Source organism: Micromonospora sp. WMMD1102 (assembly GCF_029626265.1).
Taxonomy (GTDB): Bacteria; Actinomycetota; Actinomycetes; order Mycobacteriales; family Micromonosporaceae; genus Plantactinospora.
In genome coordinates this window covers 1390593-1406351 of record NZ_JARUBN010000001.1, presented here as the reverse complement: position 1 = coordinate 1406351, position 15759 = coordinate 1390593, and the positions used below count along the sequence as shown (strand labels likewise).

13 protein-coding genes are annotated in these 15759 nt (G+C 73.0%); all 13 read right to left on the bottom strand.

Features of this window, described 5'->3' with window-relative positions; genetic code table 11:
* Positions 1-9: 9 nt before the first annotated feature.
* The 13 genes from proS to ftsY all read right to left on the bottom strand — a co-directional run bounded on the left by proS (position 10) and on the right by ftsY (position 15649).
* Positions 10-1416: a proline--tRNA ligase gene (proS, locus tag O7626_RS06425; protein WP_278060203.1), complete on the bottom strand. Its 1407-nt coding sequence runs from the start codon at positions 1414-1416 to the stop codon at positions 10-12.
* 127 nt (positions 1417-1543) lie between these two features.
* A complete protein-coding gene (locus O7626_RS06420; RefSeq protein WP_278060201.1) occupies positions 1544-2623 on the bottom strand; it encodes an amidohydrolase family protein in 1080 nt (359 codons plus the stop codon).
* Positions 2624-2686: 63 nt separating this feature from the next.
* On the bottom strand, positions 2687-3112 hold the full coding sequence (locus O7626_RS06415) for a Uma2 family endonuclease (RefSeq protein ID WP_278066074.1): 426 nt from the start codon (positions 3110-3112) through the stop codon (positions 2687-2689).
* Positions 3113-3407: 295 nt separating this feature from the next.
* Positions 3408-4952: a signal recognition particle protein gene (ffh, locus tag O7626_RS06410; protein WP_278060199.1), complete on the bottom strand. Its 1545-nt coding sequence runs from the start codon at positions 4950-4952 to the stop codon at positions 3408-3410.
* Between the two features lie 289 nt (positions 4953-5241).
* On the bottom strand, positions 5242-5940 hold the full coding sequence (locus O7626_RS06405; RefSeq protein WP_278060197.1) for a response regulator transcription factor: 699 nt from the start codon (positions 5938-5940) through the stop codon (positions 5242-5244).
* A 44-nt stretch (positions 5941-5984) separates the two neighbouring features.
* On the bottom strand, positions 5985-7139 hold the full coding sequence (locus O7626_RS06400) for a sensor histidine kinase (RefSeq protein WP_278060195.1): 1155 nt from the start codon (positions 7137-7139) through the stop codon (positions 5985-5987).
* Between the two features lie 45 nt (positions 7140-7184).
* Positions 7185-8060, bottom strand: a complete 876-nt coding sequence (locus tag O7626_RS06395; protein ID WP_278060193.1) for an ABC transporter permease — start codon at positions 8058-8060, stop codon at positions 7185-7187.
* Positions 8038-9000: an ABC transporter ATP-binding protein gene (locus tag O7626_RS06390; RefSeq protein ID WP_278060191.1), complete on the bottom strand. Its 963-nt coding sequence runs from the start codon at positions 8998-9000 to the stop codon at positions 8038-8040. The genes O7626_RS06395 and O7626_RS06390 overlap by 23 nt, the downstream gene beginning before the upstream one ends.
* A 194-nt stretch (positions 9001-9194) precedes the next feature.
* Positions 9195-11570: a [protein-PII] uridylyltransferase gene (locus O7626_RS06385; protein ID WP_347404753.1), complete on the bottom strand. Its 2376-nt coding sequence runs from the start codon at positions 11568-11570 to the stop codon at positions 9195-9197.
* Between the two features lie 14 nt (positions 11571-11584).
* Positions 11585-11923 carry a P-II family nitrogen regulator gene (locus O7626_RS06380; protein ID WP_196205300.1) on the bottom strand — a complete coding sequence of 113 codons (339 nt, stop codon included), beginning with the start codon at positions 11921-11923 and terminating at the stop codon, positions 11585-11587.
* 25 nt (positions 11924-11948) lie between these two features.
* The gene (locus tag O7626_RS06375) at positions 11949-13346 is read right to left on the bottom strand and encodes an ammonium transporter (protein ID WP_278060189.1); all 1398 of its coding nucleotides are present in this window, start codon (positions 13344-13346) and stop codon (positions 11949-11951) included.
* Positions 13347-13576: 230 nt separating this feature from the next.
* Positions 13577-14404 carry an aminoglycoside phosphotransferase family protein gene (locus O7626_RS06370; RefSeq protein WP_278060187.1) on the bottom strand — a complete coding sequence of 276 codons (828 nt, stop codon included), beginning with the start codon at positions 14402-14404 and terminating at the stop codon, positions 13577-13579.
* Between the two features lie 51 nt (positions 14405-14455).
* Complete coding sequence (gene ftsY / locus O7626_RS06365) at positions 14456-15649, bottom strand: signal recognition particle-docking protein FtsY (RefSeq protein ID WP_278060185.1); 1194 nt, start codon at positions 15647-15649, stop codon at positions 14456-14458.
* Positions 15650-15759: the final 110 nt, after the last annotated feature.

Genomic DNA, 15759 nt, shown 5'->3' with positions numbered 1-15759 from the left:
CCCCCCGGATCAGTAGGAACGGGCCAGGATGGCGGTCAGCTCCGGTTCGTCCTCCGAGTCCGGCACCGAACCGTCGGCCCGGCGCAGGCAGCGCACCGTCACGCCCTGGGCGTTCGCGGTCGCCTCCCCCTCGGCGCCGACCGCCGACCACGGCACCCGGGCGAAGCCGGTGCCGGCCGCCTCGATCGCCTCGGCCAGCGAGTCCACCGACACGGTCTGCGACTCGCGCCGGGCCAACGCCTCGTCGTAGAGCGCCTTCTGGTCGGCGTCGAGCGCGGCGAGCACCCCGGCCACCACGTCCGGCACCGGGACCGGGGTCTTGGCGCCGGTGGTCCGGCGGACCAGCACCGCGTTGCCGGCGGCCAGGTCGCGGGGACCGAGCTCCACGCGTACCGGATAGCCCTTGAGCTCGGCGTCGACGGCCCGGCGGCCGAACGGGGTGTCCACCCGGTCGTCGAGGGCGACCCGGACCCCGGCGTCGCGCAGCGCGTCGCAGAGCTTCGCGGCCGCCTCGGCGACGCCGTCGCCGGCCTTCACCACCATCACGTACGCCTGCACCGGCGCCAGCTTCGGCGGCACCCGCAGCCCGTTGTCGTCGCCGTGGCACATGATCAGCCCGCCGAGCATCCGGGTGGAGCTGCCCCACGAGGTGGTCCAGGCGTGCTCGACACTGCGCTCCGCCGAGGTGTAGGTGATGTCGAAAGCCTTGGCGAAGTTCTGTCCCAGCTCGTGCGAGGTGCCCATCTGCAACGCCTTGCCGTCACCCATCATGCCTTCGAGGGTGTACGTGCGGGTGGCACCGGCGAACCGCTCCCGGGCGGTCTTCAACCCGACCAGCACCGGAATGCCGAGCACCCCGACCATGAAGTCCTCGTAGACCTCGTGCAGGATCTTCCGGGCGTACGCCCGCGCGTCGGTCTCGTCGGCGTGCGCGGTGTGCCCCTCCTGCCAGAGGAACTCGCTGGTCCGCAGGAAGATCCGGGGACGCAGTTCCCAGCGCACCACGTTGGCCCACTGGTTGAGCAGCAGCGGCAGGTCGCGGTAGGAGTCGACCCACTTCGCCATGAACTCGCCGATCACGGTCTCGCTGGTCGGCCGGACCACCACCGGCTCGGCGAGCTGCTTGCCGCCACCGTGGGTGACCACCGCCAGCTCGGGCGAGAAGCCCTCGACGTGCTGTGCCTCCCGGCGCAGGTAGCTCTCCGGGATGAAGAGCGGGAAGTACGCGTTCTCCGCGCCGGCCAGCTTGATCCGAGCGTCCATCTCGGCCTGCATCCGCTCCCAGATGGCGTAGCCGGCCGGTCGGATGACCATGGTCCCCCGCACCGGGCCGTTGTCGGCGAGCTGCGCCTTGGCGATCAGGTCCTGGTACCAGCGGGGGAAGTCCTCCGCACGGGGAGTGAGCACGCGTGCCATGAGGGCACATCCTATGCGCCGCCGCCGAAGCCGACGCGCCCGGCCCGGGTGAAAGGAAGGGCCCCTCCTTATCGCTTTTTGTTGTAGAAGGGCCCCCGCCTTACAGCTCAGGCTGGTGGGGGCTGGGTCAGCGCAGCAGCCGGCCGCGCAGCACGATCCGCTCCGGTGTGCGTACCACCCGCAGGTCGGTGCGCGGGTCGCTGGGATAGACCACCAGGTCGGCGAGGCCGCCCTCGACCAGGCCGGGGAAGCCGAGCCAGTCCCGGGCCCGCCAGGAGGCGGCGGCCAGCACGTCGACCGGGGACATCCCGGCCCGCTCGTGCAGCAGCAGCATCTCCTCGGCGGCCAGCCCGTGGTCGATCCCGCCGCCCGCGTCGGTGCCGACGTAGATCGGCACGCCGGCCTCGTACGCCGCCCCGACCACCGCCGGGAAGTTGTCGCGGAGCGCGAGCATGTGCTTGGCGTACCCGGGGAACTTCGCGGCGGCCCGCTCGGCGATCTCGCCGAAGGTGGCGATGTTGATCATGGTGGGCACCAGTGCGGTGCCCCGCCGGGCCATCTCGTCGACCAGTTCCAGGCTGAGCCCGGTGCCGTGCTCGACCGAGTCGACCCCGGCCCGGACCATCAGCTCGACCCCGACCTCGGAGAAGGTGTGCACCGCGGCCCGCGCCCCGGCCGCGTGCGCGGCGGCCACCGCGGCGGCCACGGTCTCCGCGTCCCAGGACGGCGCCAGGTCGCCGACCTCCCGGTCGATCCAGTCGCCGACCAGCTTGACCCAGCCGTTGCCGGCCCGGGCCTGCTCGGTCACCGCCGCCGGAACCTCGGTGGGCTCGACCTCGACCGCGATGCCCCGCAGGTAGCGCCTCGGCGGCGCGACGTGCCGGCCCGCGCGGGCCAGCCGGGGCAGGTCCGGCTCGTCCTCCAACTCCGGGTACGCGAACGGCGAGCCGGCGTCCCGGATCGCCAGCACCCCGGCGTCCCGGTCGATCCGGGCGAGTTCGCGGGCCTGGTCCAGCGAGGTGACCGGCACCGAGCCCGGGGCGATCCCCGGATGGCAGTGCGCGTCGACCAGACCGGGCAGCACGAAACCGCGGTCGGCCACCGTCACCGCACCGGGCACCGGGGTGAAGGTCACCCGGTCACCGACCAGCCACAGGTCTCGGACCTCGTCGTCCGGGAGCACGACCCCTCGTACGTGCAGCGCCATGCGCACATTCCTACCCGATGGAAGCCCGGCGCACCGCCGCGCCCCGGCGCGGCCCGCCGGAGGTCACCGCTCGGCGCGGTCGCGCAGCCCGGCCCAGCGGCTGGTCAGGGCCGGCAGGTCGACGGTGACCTTCCACGGCCGCTCGGTGTCGAAGACGTCGTCGGTGTGCGCGGCCGGCTCGTATTCACCCGTCGGGCCGAGCACGAACTCGGTCAGGGTCATCCGCTCGTGCAGCGGGTCCACCACCCAGTAGGTCGGCACCCCGGCGTGGCCGTAGACCCGGGCCTTGTCGTACATGTCCTGGAAGGTGGAGTCGGGTGAGATGACCTCGACCGCGATGACGGCGTCCCGCACCGGGACCGGGCTGCGGGTGACGTGCTCCCGGCGCAGTGCCACCACGTCGGGCCGGGGCTCGTTGCGCCGGTCGACCCGCATCGACAGGTCGATGCCGACCACGTACTCCGGCGGACAGTTCGCCTCGAGTGCCAGCAGGATTTCGACACAGAGGTCCTGGTGCAGGTGGGTGGGGACGGCAGGATCAACCTTCCGTTGACCAGTTCGTACGGAAGGTCCTTCGGCAGCTCGCCGAGGTCGTCAACCGTCCGCTCCTGCCGCTCCGGCAGCATCGGCGCCGCGGTCATGACCACCCCTTCCCGCTGACGCCGTCACTCTACGCGGTCAGGCTATCGCCCACTGTCCCGTACGACGGACAGCACGTCCGTCGCCGCCGGCCTCCGGGACGCCCGGCCGCCACCCGAACTGTCACCGGCCACCAGTCGCACCGTCACTTGTCGTTCGGGCGCTTGCCGAGCTTGTTGAAGTCCAGTTTCGGCAGCTTGAAGCCGGGCGGCAGGCCCTGGCCGCCGCCCGGCAGCGCGTTCGGGTCCAGCCCCGGCGGCAACTGCGGCATGCCACCCGGGAAGCCGCCGGCCGGACCGCCGACCCGGGGCCGGCCGCCGCCCTTGGTGCCCTTGCGCTTGTTCTTCGGCGACTTGGTCGCCTTGCGCCGGCCGCCGGGCAGGCCCATCATGCCGCCCATCTGCTTCATCATCTTCTGCGCTTCGGCGAAGCGGTTGAGCAGTTGGTTGACGTCCATCACGGTGACCCCGGAGCCGGTGGCGATCCGGGCCCGCCGCGAGCCGTTGATGATCTTCGGGTTGGTCCGCTCGCCTGGGGTCATCGACCGGATGATCGCGGTGACCCTGTCGAAGTGCTTGTCGTCGACCTCGGCCAACTGGTCCTTCATCTGCCCCATCCCGGGCATCATGGCCAGGACGTTCGCGATCGGCCCCATCCGGCGTACCGCGATGAGCTGGTCGAGGAAGTCCTCCAGGGTGAACTGCTCGCCGCCCATCAGCTTGGCGGTCATCTTCTCTTTCTGATCGGCGTCGAAGGCCTGCTCGGCCTGCTCGATCAGGGTCAGCACGTCGCCCATGCCGAGGATCCGGCTGGCCATCCGGTCCGGGTAAAAGACGTCGAAGTCGGCCAGCTTCTCGCCGGTCGAGGCGAAGAGGATCGGCTGGCCGGTGACCTGGCGTACCGAGAGGGCGGCACCGCCGCGGGCGTCACCGTCGAGCTTCGACAGGACCACGCCGGTGATCCCGACACCGTCCCGGAACGCCTCGGCGGTGCGTACCGCGTCCTGACCGACCATCGCGTCGATCACGAAGATGACCTCGTCCGGGTCTACCGCGTCGCGGATCGCGGCGGCCTGCGCCATCATCTCGGCGTCGATGCCGAGCCGGCCGGCGGTGTCCACGATGACGATGTCCCGGGCTGCGCGCCGGGCGTGCTCGATCGACGCCTTGGCGACCTGGACCGGGTCGCCGACCCCGTTGCCCGGTTCCGGCGCGAAGACCTCGACCCCGGCCCGGCCGCCGAGCACCTGCAACTGGTTGACCGCGTTCGGCCGCTGGAGGTCGGCGGCGACAAGCATCGGCTGGTGTCCCTGCCCCTTCAGCCAGCCGGCCAGCTTGCCGGCCAGGGTCGTCTTACCCGAACCCTGGAGACCGGCGAGCATGATCACCGTCGGGGGCTGCTTGGCGAACTGCAACCGGCGGCCCTCGCCGCCGAGTACGGCGACGAGTTCCTCGTGGACGATCTTGATCACCTGCTGGGCCGGGTTGAGCGCCTGGGACACCTCGGCGCCCCGGGCCCGCTCCTTCAGGCTGGCGATGAAGGACTTGACCACGGGCAGGGCGACGTCCGCCTCCAGCAGCGCCAGCCGGATCTCCCGGGCGGTGGCGTCGATGTCGGCGTCGGTGAGACGGCCCTTGCCGCGCAGCTTGGTGAAGATCCCGGACAGGCGGTCACTCAAAGTGTCAAACACGGCGCAGCATCCCGTTTGTCGTATTTACCCGAGCATGGCAGAGCCGAGACACGGGTTCCCGGCCACCGCAAGGGTAGCCGCCCGCATCCTCCGGCGCCTCCGCCCCGCCCGAGCAGCCGACGACGGCCCGCACGCACAGCCGGGCGGCTCGCCGGTCCGGCGACGAACCCCGACCGAGCCGTCGACACCGGGCGGGTGCACAACCGGGGCAGCTCGACAGCCTCGTGGGCGAATCTCCACCCCGGCCGGGCCGAGGAGCCGGCCGGGGAGTCGCGGCCGTGCCGGCGGGTCAGGGCCCGACCAGACCCGACTGGTACGCGTACACGACCAGTTGGGCCCGGTCCCGGGCACCCAGCTTGACCATCGCCCGGCTGACATGGGTACGCGCGGTCGCCGGGCTGACCAGCAGCCGGCCGCCGATCTCGTCGTTGCTCAGCCCCTCGCCGACCAGCCCGACCACCTGCCGCTCCCGGTCGGTCAGGGTGTCCAACCGAGGGTGCGGGCGGAGCACCCGGGACGGCCGGGTGGCGAACTCCCGGACCACCCGACGGGTCACCGACGGGGAGAGCAGCGCCTCGCCACCGGCCACCAGCCGGATCGCCCGGAGCAGTTCCACCGGCTTGGTGTCCTTGGTCAGGAAGCCGCTGGCGCCGTGCCGGAGCGCCTCGAAGACGTACGAGTCGAGTTCGAAGGTGGTCAGCACCACCACCCGGGTCCCGGCCAGTTCCGGGTCCGCCACGATCCGCCGGGTCGCCTCGATGCCGTCGATTCCGGGCATCCGGACGTCCATCAGCACGATGTCGGGTCGTTCCCGCCGGGCCACCGCCAGCGCGCCCAGCCCGTCGGCCGCCTCACCGACCACCCGCAGATCCGGCTCACTCTCGACCAGGGCCCGCAGGCCCAGCCGCACCAGGTCCTGGTCGTCCGCGATCAGCACACCGATCGTCGTCCCGCTGCCCCCGGTCGTCCCGCTCTCTCCGGTCATCATTCCGCTGTCCTCGTCATTCCGCTGTCCTCCCGGACGGTCCTCGGTCAGTCCCGTGCCGGCGCGGGCAGCCGCGCGAAGATCCGGAACCCGCCACCGGGACGCGGCCCGACCTCCAGGGCGCCGCCGAGGGCGTCGAGCCGCTCCCGCATCCCGGTCAGTCCGTGCCCGGCGCCCGGCCCGGCCGCCCCCGCCCCGCCGTGTCCGGTGTCCAGCACCTCGACGGTCACCTCGGCCGGCAGGTACCCGATCCGCACCGTCGCGCTGGCGGCGCCCGCGTGCCGCAGCACGTTCGTCAGCGCCTCCTGCACGACACGGTACGCGGCCAGGTCGACCGCCACCGCCAGCGGCCGGCGGTCACCGGTGATCTCCAGGGTGACCGGCAACCCGGACCGGCGCAGCCGGTCGGTCAGCGCCGCCACCTGGTCAAGTCCGGGCACCGGCGCCCGCTCGACCGCGGCGTCCCGACGGACAACCGAGAGGGTCACCCGCAGTTCGTCAAGCGCCTCCCGGCTGGTGCGGCTGATCGCGGTCAATGCCGTCTCCGCCTGCTCCGGCCGCTTCGACAGCAGGTGCAGGGCGATCTCGGCCTGCATGTTGATCGCGGCCAGCCCGTGCCCGACCACGTCGTGCACCTCCTGGGCGATCCGGAGCCGCTCGTCGTCGGCGATCCGCCGGGCCTGCTCGACCCGGGCCTGGGCGGCGGACTGCCGGTTGACCCGCACGGTGGCACCGACCGCGAACGGCACGACCGCCCAGGCCGAGCCGGGCAGGAGACCGACCAGCCCCTGCGGGCTGGCCCGGACCGACAGCACCGTGTGGGCCAGCAGCACCACCAGGGAGACGGCGGTGCCGACCGCCGCCGGGCGTACCGGCAGGTGTGCCGCCACCGTGTAGACCGCGACCAGATAGCTGAGCAGCATCGGCCCGTACGGGTAGCCGACCACCAGGTACGTCGAGACGGCCAGTGTGCAGAGCGCCAGCGTGCCGATCGGCCGGTGGCGACGTACCGTCAGGCTCAGCGTGCCGAGCGCGATCAGCGCGTAGCCCCAACCGTCCACCTCGGTCGCGCCGGGCATGTTCCGGCCGATCACCGTGCTCGCCGGCACGGTGACCGCGAGCAGTCCGACCGCCAGCGCGCCGTCCGCCAGCCAGATCCACCGGCCCGGCCCGGCTCCCGCCACCGGCTCGGTCGAGGTCATCGGTGCCGCGTCCAGGTCATCGGTTCCGCCTCCCGGGTCATCGGTTCAGAGGATGTCACGCCGGCGGAGCACGGCACCGGCCAGCAACGCGAATCCGACCAGGTAGCCGGCGACCGTCAGGGCCGCCTGCCCGCCTCCGACGACCTGCTCGACCCCGGGCGTGCCCGGGCCGGCGCCGAGCGCGGCGACCAGGGAACCGGCCGTCGGTCCGGGCAGCCCCTTCTGCGCCTGCGCCACCCAGTCGAGCAGCGGTGCGGCGAGACTGGCCAGCAGGTTCTGCACGGCCAGCAGCCAGACCAGTCCCAGCCCGACCGGCAGCGCCACCCCGCGCAGCAGTACGGCCAGCAGCACCCCGAAGGTCGCCCACATCATCGCGACCAGCCAGCCCGCACCCACGCCGACCGCCAGCTCGCCCGGCGACGGCCAGTGCACCGGCTGCCCCTCGATGCCGGCGACTCCCGCGCTGGCGGCGGCGCCCAAGACGAAGATCGCCAACACCGTGACCAGGGTCGCCACGGCCAGGGTGCCGAGTTTGCCGGCGTACCCGGCCAACCGGGGCGGGCCCTGGGTGAACAGGGTCTTCCAGGTGCCCCAGCCGTACTCGCCGCCGACCGTCAGCACGCCGAGGATCAGCATGATCGCGCCGAGGAAGATCGGCAGCCCGCCGATCGAGTTGCCGACCAGCTCCGCCGGCAGCAGTCCGGTCAGCCCGTCCCCGGCCGCCTCCGCCGGGCCGCCAGAGCCAGGGCCGGGGCCGGGGCCGGCCGGCTCGGCGCCGTCGACGTATCCGGCGTACGGGACCAGGTAGGTGAAGGTCAGACTGAGCACCAGGGCCACCGCCAGCAGCAGCCAGTTCGCCGGCCGACGGACCAACTTGACCAGCTCGGCGGCGAGTACGTCAGGCAGTCGCCGGAACGCCATGTCCGACCTCCTTCGTCGTCCGGTCGGCACCGGCGGCGTCGGTACCGCCGGTGAGTTCGAAGAACACCTGCTCCAGATCACGTTCCCGGGGACGCAGCTCGCGTACGGCCAGCCCGGCCTCGACGAACGCGGCGTTCAGCCAGGCCGCTCGCTCGGGTTCGACCGCCAGGTCGAGTCCGCCGTCGACCACCCGGACCCGGTCCGGGCCGAGCAGTGCCCGGGCGCGCTCCTCGGCGGCGCCGAGCGGGTCGGCCAGCACCCGCAGGCTGGTTTTGCCGCGCAGCTCGGCGACCGTGCTCTCGGTGACGAGTCGTCCCCGGGAGACCACGCCGACCCGGTCGCAGACCTGCTGCACCTCGCCGAGCAGATGGCTGGAGAGCAGCACGGTGCAGCCGCCCGACGCCAGTCGGCGGATCAGCGCCCGCATGTCGGCCATCCCGGCCGGATCCAGCCCGTTGGTCGGCTCGTCGAGGATCAGCAGCCGGGGGTCCTTCAGCAGCGCGGCGGCGACCCCGAGCCGCTGCTTCATCCCGAGCGAGTAGGTGGAGTAGCGGTCACCGGCCCGGTCGGTCAGGTCGACCAGTTCGAGCACGGTGCGGATCCGGACCGACGGGGTGCCGGCGTACCGGGCCAGCACCCGCAGGTTGTCCCAGCCGGAGAGGTAGGGGTAGCAGGCCGGTCCCTCAATCAGCGCGCCGACCCGGTCCAGTTGACCGGGTGCGCCGGGTGGCCGGCCGAAGAGCCGGACGGTGCCGGCGGTGGGGCGGACGAGGCCGAGCAGCATGCGCAGCGTACTGGTCTTGCCGGCGCCGTTCGGGCCGAGGAAGCCGTACACCTCGCCGGCCCGCACGGTGAGGTCGAGTGAGTCGACGGCGACAATTTCGCCGTACCGTTTGCTCAGGCCGATGGTCTCGACCGGATGGGATGGGGTTTCGGTCATGGCTCCGACGATCCCGCCCGGCGGGCCTGCCGGCGTCGCCCTGCGGGCGGCCCCGCGACTACGTCCGCTGACGTAGTCGCAGCGGCCCGCCGCCGAGCCGGCCGCACCGCTGACGTCGTCGCACCGGCCCACCGCAGCGCACCTGTCGTGCCGTGCCGCACCCGCCGTGCCGCGCCTGTCGTGCCGCCGGCGGGTCAGCCTGCGGCGGCCAGCACGGCGGCCTCGACCCGGTCCCGCTCGGCCTCGTCGGGCCAGCTTCCGACCAGGTAGAAGGCGTCGACCACGTCGCCGCCGAGGGTGGAGATCCGGGCGGCCCGGACCTGGGCGCCGGCCTCGTCGAGTGCGCTGGTGACCCGGTAGAGCAGGCCGCCGGCGTCGGCGGCGCGCAGCTCCAGCACCACGGCGTCGGTGGCGGCGGCCCGGTGCCAGACCACCCGGGGTGGCGAGCCGCCGCCCCGGGCCGCCAGCGCGCGCCCGCGCAGCCGCTGGGTCACCGAGACGTCGCCGGTGACCGCCCGGCGCAGGTCGGCGGCGAGCGCGACCGGATCCGGCGGGGTGCCGTAGCGGGGTTGCACCAGGAACTCGACCAGGGCGGTCTCCTCGACCATGCAGGCGTCGGCGGCCAACACCTCCAGCCGGTGCAGGGCCAGGCAACCGGCGACCGCGGCGAGCAGGCCCCGCCGGTCCGCCGCGGCCACCGCCACCCGGTCCCCCTCCAGGTGTACGGCCGGCAGCGGCCCCGCCACCAGCGCCGGGTCCGGGCTCGGCGGCTCGGGAAGCTGGCCGGTGTCGAGCCGGGTGTGCACCCGGCGGACCAGTTCGGCGATCAGCCGGGCCTTCCAGTCCGACCAGGCTGCCGGCCCGGTCGCCCGCGCGTCGGCCCGGGCCAGCGCGTGCAGCAGGCTCAGTGTGGTGCTGTCCTGCACCGCCTCGGCCACGCGTGCGATGGTGACCGGGTCGGCGAGGTCCCGCCGGGTCGCCACCTCGGGCAGCAGCAGGTGCAGCCGGACCAGCTTCCCGACCAGTTCGACCTCGGCCGGCGGCAGTCCGATCCGAGCGGCGATCCGGGCCGCGATCGGCGCACCGACCTGGCTGTGGTCCCCGCCCAGCCCCTTTCCGACGTCGTGCAGGAAGGCGGCGAGCAGCAGCAGGTCGGGCCGGTCGACCTCACGGGCGTACCCGGTCGCCTCGGCGGCGGCCTGCACCAGGTGCCGGTCCAGGGTGAAGCGGTGCACCGGATTGTGCTGCGGCAGGCTGCGCATCCGGGGCCACTCCGGCAGCCAGCCGTCGACCAGGCCGTACCGGTCACAGGTTTCCCAGGTGGTGACCAGGCCGGGGCCGGCGCCGAGCAGGGTGATCAGGGCGGCCCGGGCGGCCGGCGGCCACGGTGTCGGCAGCGGCGGGCAGTACGCGGCCAGCCACTCGCAGGTGGCCCGGGCGATCGGCAGCCGGGCGCTGGCCGCGGCGGCGGCGACCCGCAGCGACAGGCTCGGGTCGGGGCGGGCTCCGATGGCGGTCCGGGCGAGTACGAGTTCGCCGTCCTGCTCGACCACGTCCCGGGCGACCGGGCGGCGCAGCGGCCGGCCGTCGGCGCCGCGGCGTCGCCCGGAGCGGAGCCGGTCGGCGGCCCGCCAGGCGTCGTCCAGGGCGTGGCTGATGGTGCGGGCGTCCCCGGCGACCTGGCGCAGCAGCGCGTCGCCGGGCTCGGCGGCCCCGCCCGCCGACTCTGCCGTCTCGGGCAGCAACTGGCGGGGCGGACCGTCGGCGCGCCGGGGCGGGCGCAGGCCGAGCAGGTCGGCGACCGCGGCCCGTTCCTGGGCGAGCAGCCGGTCGACGCGGCGGCCGACCGAGGTGTGCAGGGCGTCCCGGGTGTCCAGCATCCGCAGGTGCGCGGCCCGGACCGCCGGGCGGAGCGTGTCGCTGATCCCGGCGAAGGCGATGGCCCGGAGCAGCGCAACGTCCCGCAGACCGCCGGCCGCCTCCTTCAGGTCGCCCTCCAGCAGGAAGGCCAGTTCGCCGTGGGCCTGCCAGCGGGTCGTGGTGACCTCGCGCAGCGCCGGCAGCGCGCGTACGGCGGTCCGTCGCCACTGGTCGGCGGCGGCGCCGACCAGCCGGGCGGAGAGTTCGCGGTCCCCGGCGACGTGCCGGGCGTCGAGCAGGCCGAGGGTGACCTTGACGTCGTCGTGCGCGACGGAGAGCGCCTCGGGGATGGTCCGCACCGAGTGGTCCAGCCCGAGCCGGGCGTCCCAGATCGGATACCAGAGCGCTGCGGCCAGCTCCTCCATCCCGGGCACCCCGGCGTGCAGCAGCACCAGGTCCAAGTCGCCGCAGGGTGCGCACTGCCGGCGGCCGAGCCCGCCGACCGCGATCAGGGCCACCCCGTCGGTCGAGGTCGGGTCCGTTCCGCCGCGCCGGCCGGCGGTCTCTCGAAGCCCGGCGGCGAGCAGCCCGGTCAGCCAGGCGTCGAGCGCCGCCGCACGCTGCTCGCGTGCGGCGGCGCCGATGCCGGGGATGACCAGGGGCTTCGGATCGACCTGACCGGTGGTCAGCGGCACGGGTCCCCTGGTCATCAGTGATGATCTCCCTAGAGCGCGTCGAGGCCGCGCTCGCCGGTACGGACCCGGATGACGTCCTCGACGCCGGTCACCCAGACCTTCCCGTCGCCGATCTTGCCGGTACGGGCGGCGGTGACCACCGCGTCGACCACCTTGTCGACGTCGATCTCGTCGGTCAGCACCTCGACCCTGATCTTCGGCAGGAACTCCACCGTGTACTCGGCACCCCGGTACACCTCGGTGTGGCCCTTCTGCCGTCCGTACCCCTGGACCTCGCTGACGGTCAGGCCGGCCACGCCCAGGGCGTGCAGTGCCTCCTTGACCGCGTCCAGCTGGTACGGCTTGATGACCGCAGTCACCAGCTTCATATCCAACCCCTCCATCGCAGAAACGTTAGCCGGCGACCTTCTCGCTGACCGGGGCGGCGGGCTCGGCCGCCGGGGTGCTGCTGTTCGGCGTGCCGATTCCGGCCATGGCGAACGCGCCGCCACCGCTGCCGGAGGCCGTGGAGAGGTCGTAACCGCTCTCCGCGTGCTCCGCGATGTCGATGCTGTCGACCTCGGCCTCCTGGGAGACCCGGAAGCCGATGGTCTTCTCGATCGCGAAGGCCAGCAGCCAGGCGACACCGAACGACCATACGGTGACGATCACGCCGGCCAGCGCCTGCCGGCCGAGCTGGGTCGCCCCGCCGCCGTAGAAGAGGCCGTCGGAGGCACCCACCACGTCGGTGATCGCGCTGTTGACGCTGTTGGTGGCGAAGAGGCCGAGCCAGAGCGAGCCGATCCAGCCGCCGACGAAGTGCACGCCGACCACGTCCAGCGAGTCGTCGTAGCCGAGCCGGTACTTGAGGCTGACCGCGAGCGCGCAGACGGCACCGGCGACCAGGCCGAGCAGTACCGCCGCCCAGGGGGCGATGAAGCCGCAGGCGGGGGTGATCGCGACCAGGCCGGCGATGGCACCGGAGGAGGCACCGACCAGGGTCGGCTTGCCACCCTTGATCCACTCGACGACGATCCAGCCGAGCACCGCGGCGGCGGTGGCCAGCTGGGTGTTGATGAAGGCCAGCCCGGCGACCGAGTCGACGGTCAGCTCCGAGCCGGCGTTGAAGCCGAACCAGCCGAACCAGAGCAGGCCGGCACCGAGGGCGACCAGCGGGATGTTGTGCGGCTTCATGACCTCCTTGGGCCAGCCGAGCCGCTTGCCGAGCACCAGCGCCACACCGAGCGCGGCGGCACCGGCGTTGATGTGCACCGCGGTGCCACCGGCGAAGTCCAGCGCGTGGATGTCACCGCCGATGATGCCGCCGCCCCACACCCAGTGCGCGACCGGGAAGTACACCAGGGTCGCCCAGCCGAACGCGAAGAGCAGCCAGCCGGCGAACTTGGCCCGGTCGGAGATGGCGCCGCTGATCAGCGCGACGGTGATCACCGCGAAGACCATCTGGAACGCCATGAAGACGTAGAGCGGGACGCCGATGCCGCTGGGGTTCTCGGCGGTCGCACCCCACAGGTCGGTCTCGGCGAGGAAGGTCTTGGTGCCCAGGTATTGACCCGGGTCGCCCCAGAAGCCGTTCACGTCCGTGCCGAACGCCACGCTGAAACCGTAGAACCACCACAGAACAGAGATGAGCCCGATGGCGGAGAAGCTCATCATCATCATGTTGAGCACGCCCTTGGACCGGTTCAGGCCGCCGTAGAACAGCGCCAGACCGGGCGTCATGAGCAACACGAGCGCCGTCGACACCAGCAGCCACACGGTGTTGCCGGAGTCGATCGTCGGTGCTTCAGGCACGCTGGCCTCCTAAAGTTGGTTACCCTCCTTCCCGGCCCACGAAAGGCAGCATCGCCCGTACGCCGGTTGCGCGGAAGCTTCCTGGCTGGAGGTTTCACGCGTGGTGCCCACTTGGTTTCCAAGGGGTCACGGGTTGTTTCCAACGTGTGAAGAAGTCCGCACTATCGATGGAACGGACAGGGGCATACCAGCCGAATAGCCCGCCGTGGATGTACGGAAAGCGACAACGGCTACCGGAGTGCGTACTCCAGGGTGTGCCGTTCGTAGTCGAGCAGCCGCAGATCGCGCATCGGCCGCCGGAGGTGGCCCCTGTGCACGATCCGGACGAACGCCGGGTCACCGGCCGCCGCCATCCGGCGGATCCCCTCCACGTGGTCCACGATCCGCTTCCGGATGGTCCGGACCAGCCGGTGCCGGTCCCGGGGGATCAGCCCGTACGCGTCGGCGAAGAGCCGCAGCCGGCGTGGGCGGTTCGGCCGCTGCCAGCCGAGGGTGTAGGAGTCCCGGTCGGAGAAGAGCGGCACCCAGGTCCAGGCCGCGTACGCCACGTCGTAGATCCGGGCACCCGGCGAGGCGAGGTCGAAGTCGATCAGGGCGAGGGTGCCGTCCGGCCGCCAGATCACGTTGTGCGGGGCGGCGTCGTGGTGGCAGATCACCTCGGTGTCCGGCGGCGGCGGCCCGAACGACCGCCAGACCGCGTTCGGCGGCGGCTGGAAACCGTACTGCGCGTCGTGGAACATCCGCAGCATGGTGGCGACGGTGACCAGCGCCTCGTCGGTGACCCAGTGCGGGGCGAGCGGGTACTCCCCGCACTCCCCCTCCAGGTAAGAGAGCACCTCGCGGTTGCGGGAGTCCATCCCGAGGGCCCGGGGCGAGCCGGTGAAGCCGACGTATTCCAGGTGCCGGAGCAGGGCGTGCACCGACGGGGTCCACGGGCCGGCGTTGCGCCGGACCGTGTCGCCCACCCGGACGACGGTGCTGACGTTCCCGCCGTGCAGCGGGATCTCCTGCGAAGTCACGTACGTCTCTCCTGTGCAGCGGCGCTGGACCAGCGTCACCGGACCCGCCCGGGGCAACCGGGCGGGGTTTTGCGGGGCAGTCCCCCGAGATTACGCGTCCACGCCAAGCGGCTCGGTGCCGAGGAGCGCGTCGACGAACTGCGCCGGATCGAAGGGGGCGAGATCGTCCGGCCCCTCGCCGAGCCCGACCAGCTTGACCGGGATGCCGAGCTTGCGCTGCACCGCGATCACGATCCCGCCCTTGGCGGTGCCGTCGAGCTTGGTCAGCACCACGCCGGTGACGTCCACCACCTCGGTGAAGACCCGGGCCTGCTCCAGGCCGTTCTGCCCGGTGGTGGCGTCCAGCACCAGCAGGGTCTCGTCGACCGGGCCGTGCCGGGAGACCACCCGCTTGATCTTGCCCAGCTCGTCCATCAGGCCGATCTTGTTCTGCAACCGGCCGGCGGTGTCGATCAGCACGGTGTCGACGGACGACTCGATGCCGCGCTGCACCGCGTCGAAGGCGACGCTTGCCGGGTCCGCCCCCTCGGGACCGCGGACCACCTCGGCGCCGACCCGGCCGGCCCAGGTGGTGAGCTGCTCGGCGGCGGCGGCCCGGAAGGTGTCGGCGGCGCCGAGCAGCACCGTACGCCCGTCGGCGATCAGCACCCGGGCCACCTTGCCGCAGGTGGTGGTCTTGCCGGCACCGTTCACCCCGACCACCAGCAGCACCGCCGGGGTCTCGCCGTCCCGGGTCGCCCGCAGCGACCGGTCCAGCGTCGGGTCGAGCACGTCCACCAGCTCGGCGGCGAGCAGCGCCCGCAGCTCGGTCGCGGTACGCGTGCCGAGCACGGCGGTACGCTCCCGCAGCCGGTCGACGATCTCCCGGGTCGCCTCGACCCCGACGTCGGCGCCGATCAGGGCGTCCTCGATCTCCTCCCAGACCTCCTCGTCGAGGTGGTCCCGGGAGAGCAGGCTGAGCAGGCCCTTGCCGAAGACGTTCTGTGACCGGGAGAGCCGGGCCCGCAGCCGGACCAGCCGGCCCGCGGTCGGCTCCGGCCGCTCCACCACCACCGGCGCCTCGACCTCGGTCGGTGCCGGTGGCGCCTCGGCGGGCGGAGTCAGCACGTCCGTCGGCACCGTGGGGCTGGGTGGCACCGGCGGGACCGGCGGGGCGGGCGGGATCGGCGGCAGTGGCGGGGCGGCCCGACCGCCCCGGCGGGTCACCACCAGCCCGACCGTCAGGCCCACCGCGAGCAGCACCAGCACGCCGGCCACGACCAGCATGACGACGAGGTTGTCCATACGGCCGATCCTGTCAGACGGCGGGCGGCTCGGCGCAGCCGCCGCACCTGCGCGGGGGTGTCACCGCCGAGTAGGCTCGCCGCGAAGCTCCGGTGGTGCCCCCGACCAGC

What these genes read in the sequence shown, in the direction of transcription:
- O7626_RS06400 (WP_278060195.1), bottom strand. Translation starts at nt 7,139, where the DNA reads ATGACCTCGACCGAGCCGGTGGCGGGAGCCGGGCCGGGCCGGTGGATC.
- ftsY (WP_278060185.1), bottom strand. Translation starts at nt 15,649, where the DNA reads ATGGACAACCTCGTCGTCATGCTGGTCGTGGCCGGCGTGCTGGTGCTG.
- O7626_RS06380 (WP_196205300.1), bottom strand. Translation starts at nt 11,923, where the DNA reads ATGAAGCTGGTGACTGCGGTCATCAAGCCGTACCAGCTGGACGCGGTC.
- proS (WP_278060203.1), bottom strand. Translation starts at nt 1,416, where the DNA reads ATGGCACGCGTGCTCACTCCCCGTGCGGAGGACTTCCCCCGCTGGTAC.
- O7626_RS06405 (WP_278060197.1), bottom strand. Translation starts at nt 5,940, where the DNA reads ATGATGACCGGAGAGAGCGGGACGACCGGGGGCAGCGGGACGACGATC.
- O7626_RS06385 (WP_347404753.1), bottom strand. Translation starts at nt 11,570, where the DNA reads ATGACCAGGGGACCCGTGCCGCTGACCACCGGTCAGGTCGATCCGAAG.
- O7626_RS06395 (WP_278060193.1), bottom strand. Translation starts at nt 8,060, where the DNA reads ATGGCGTTCCGGCGACTGCCTGACGTACTCGCCGCCGAGCTGGTCAAG.
- O7626_RS06420 (WP_278060201.1), bottom strand. Translation starts at nt 2,623, where the DNA reads ATGGCGCTGCACGTACGAGGGGTCGTGCTCCCGGACGACGAGGTCCGA.
- O7626_RS06390 (WP_278060191.1), bottom strand. Translation starts at nt 9,000, where the DNA reads ATGACCGAAACCCCATCCCATCCGGTCGAGACCATCGGCCTGAGCAAA.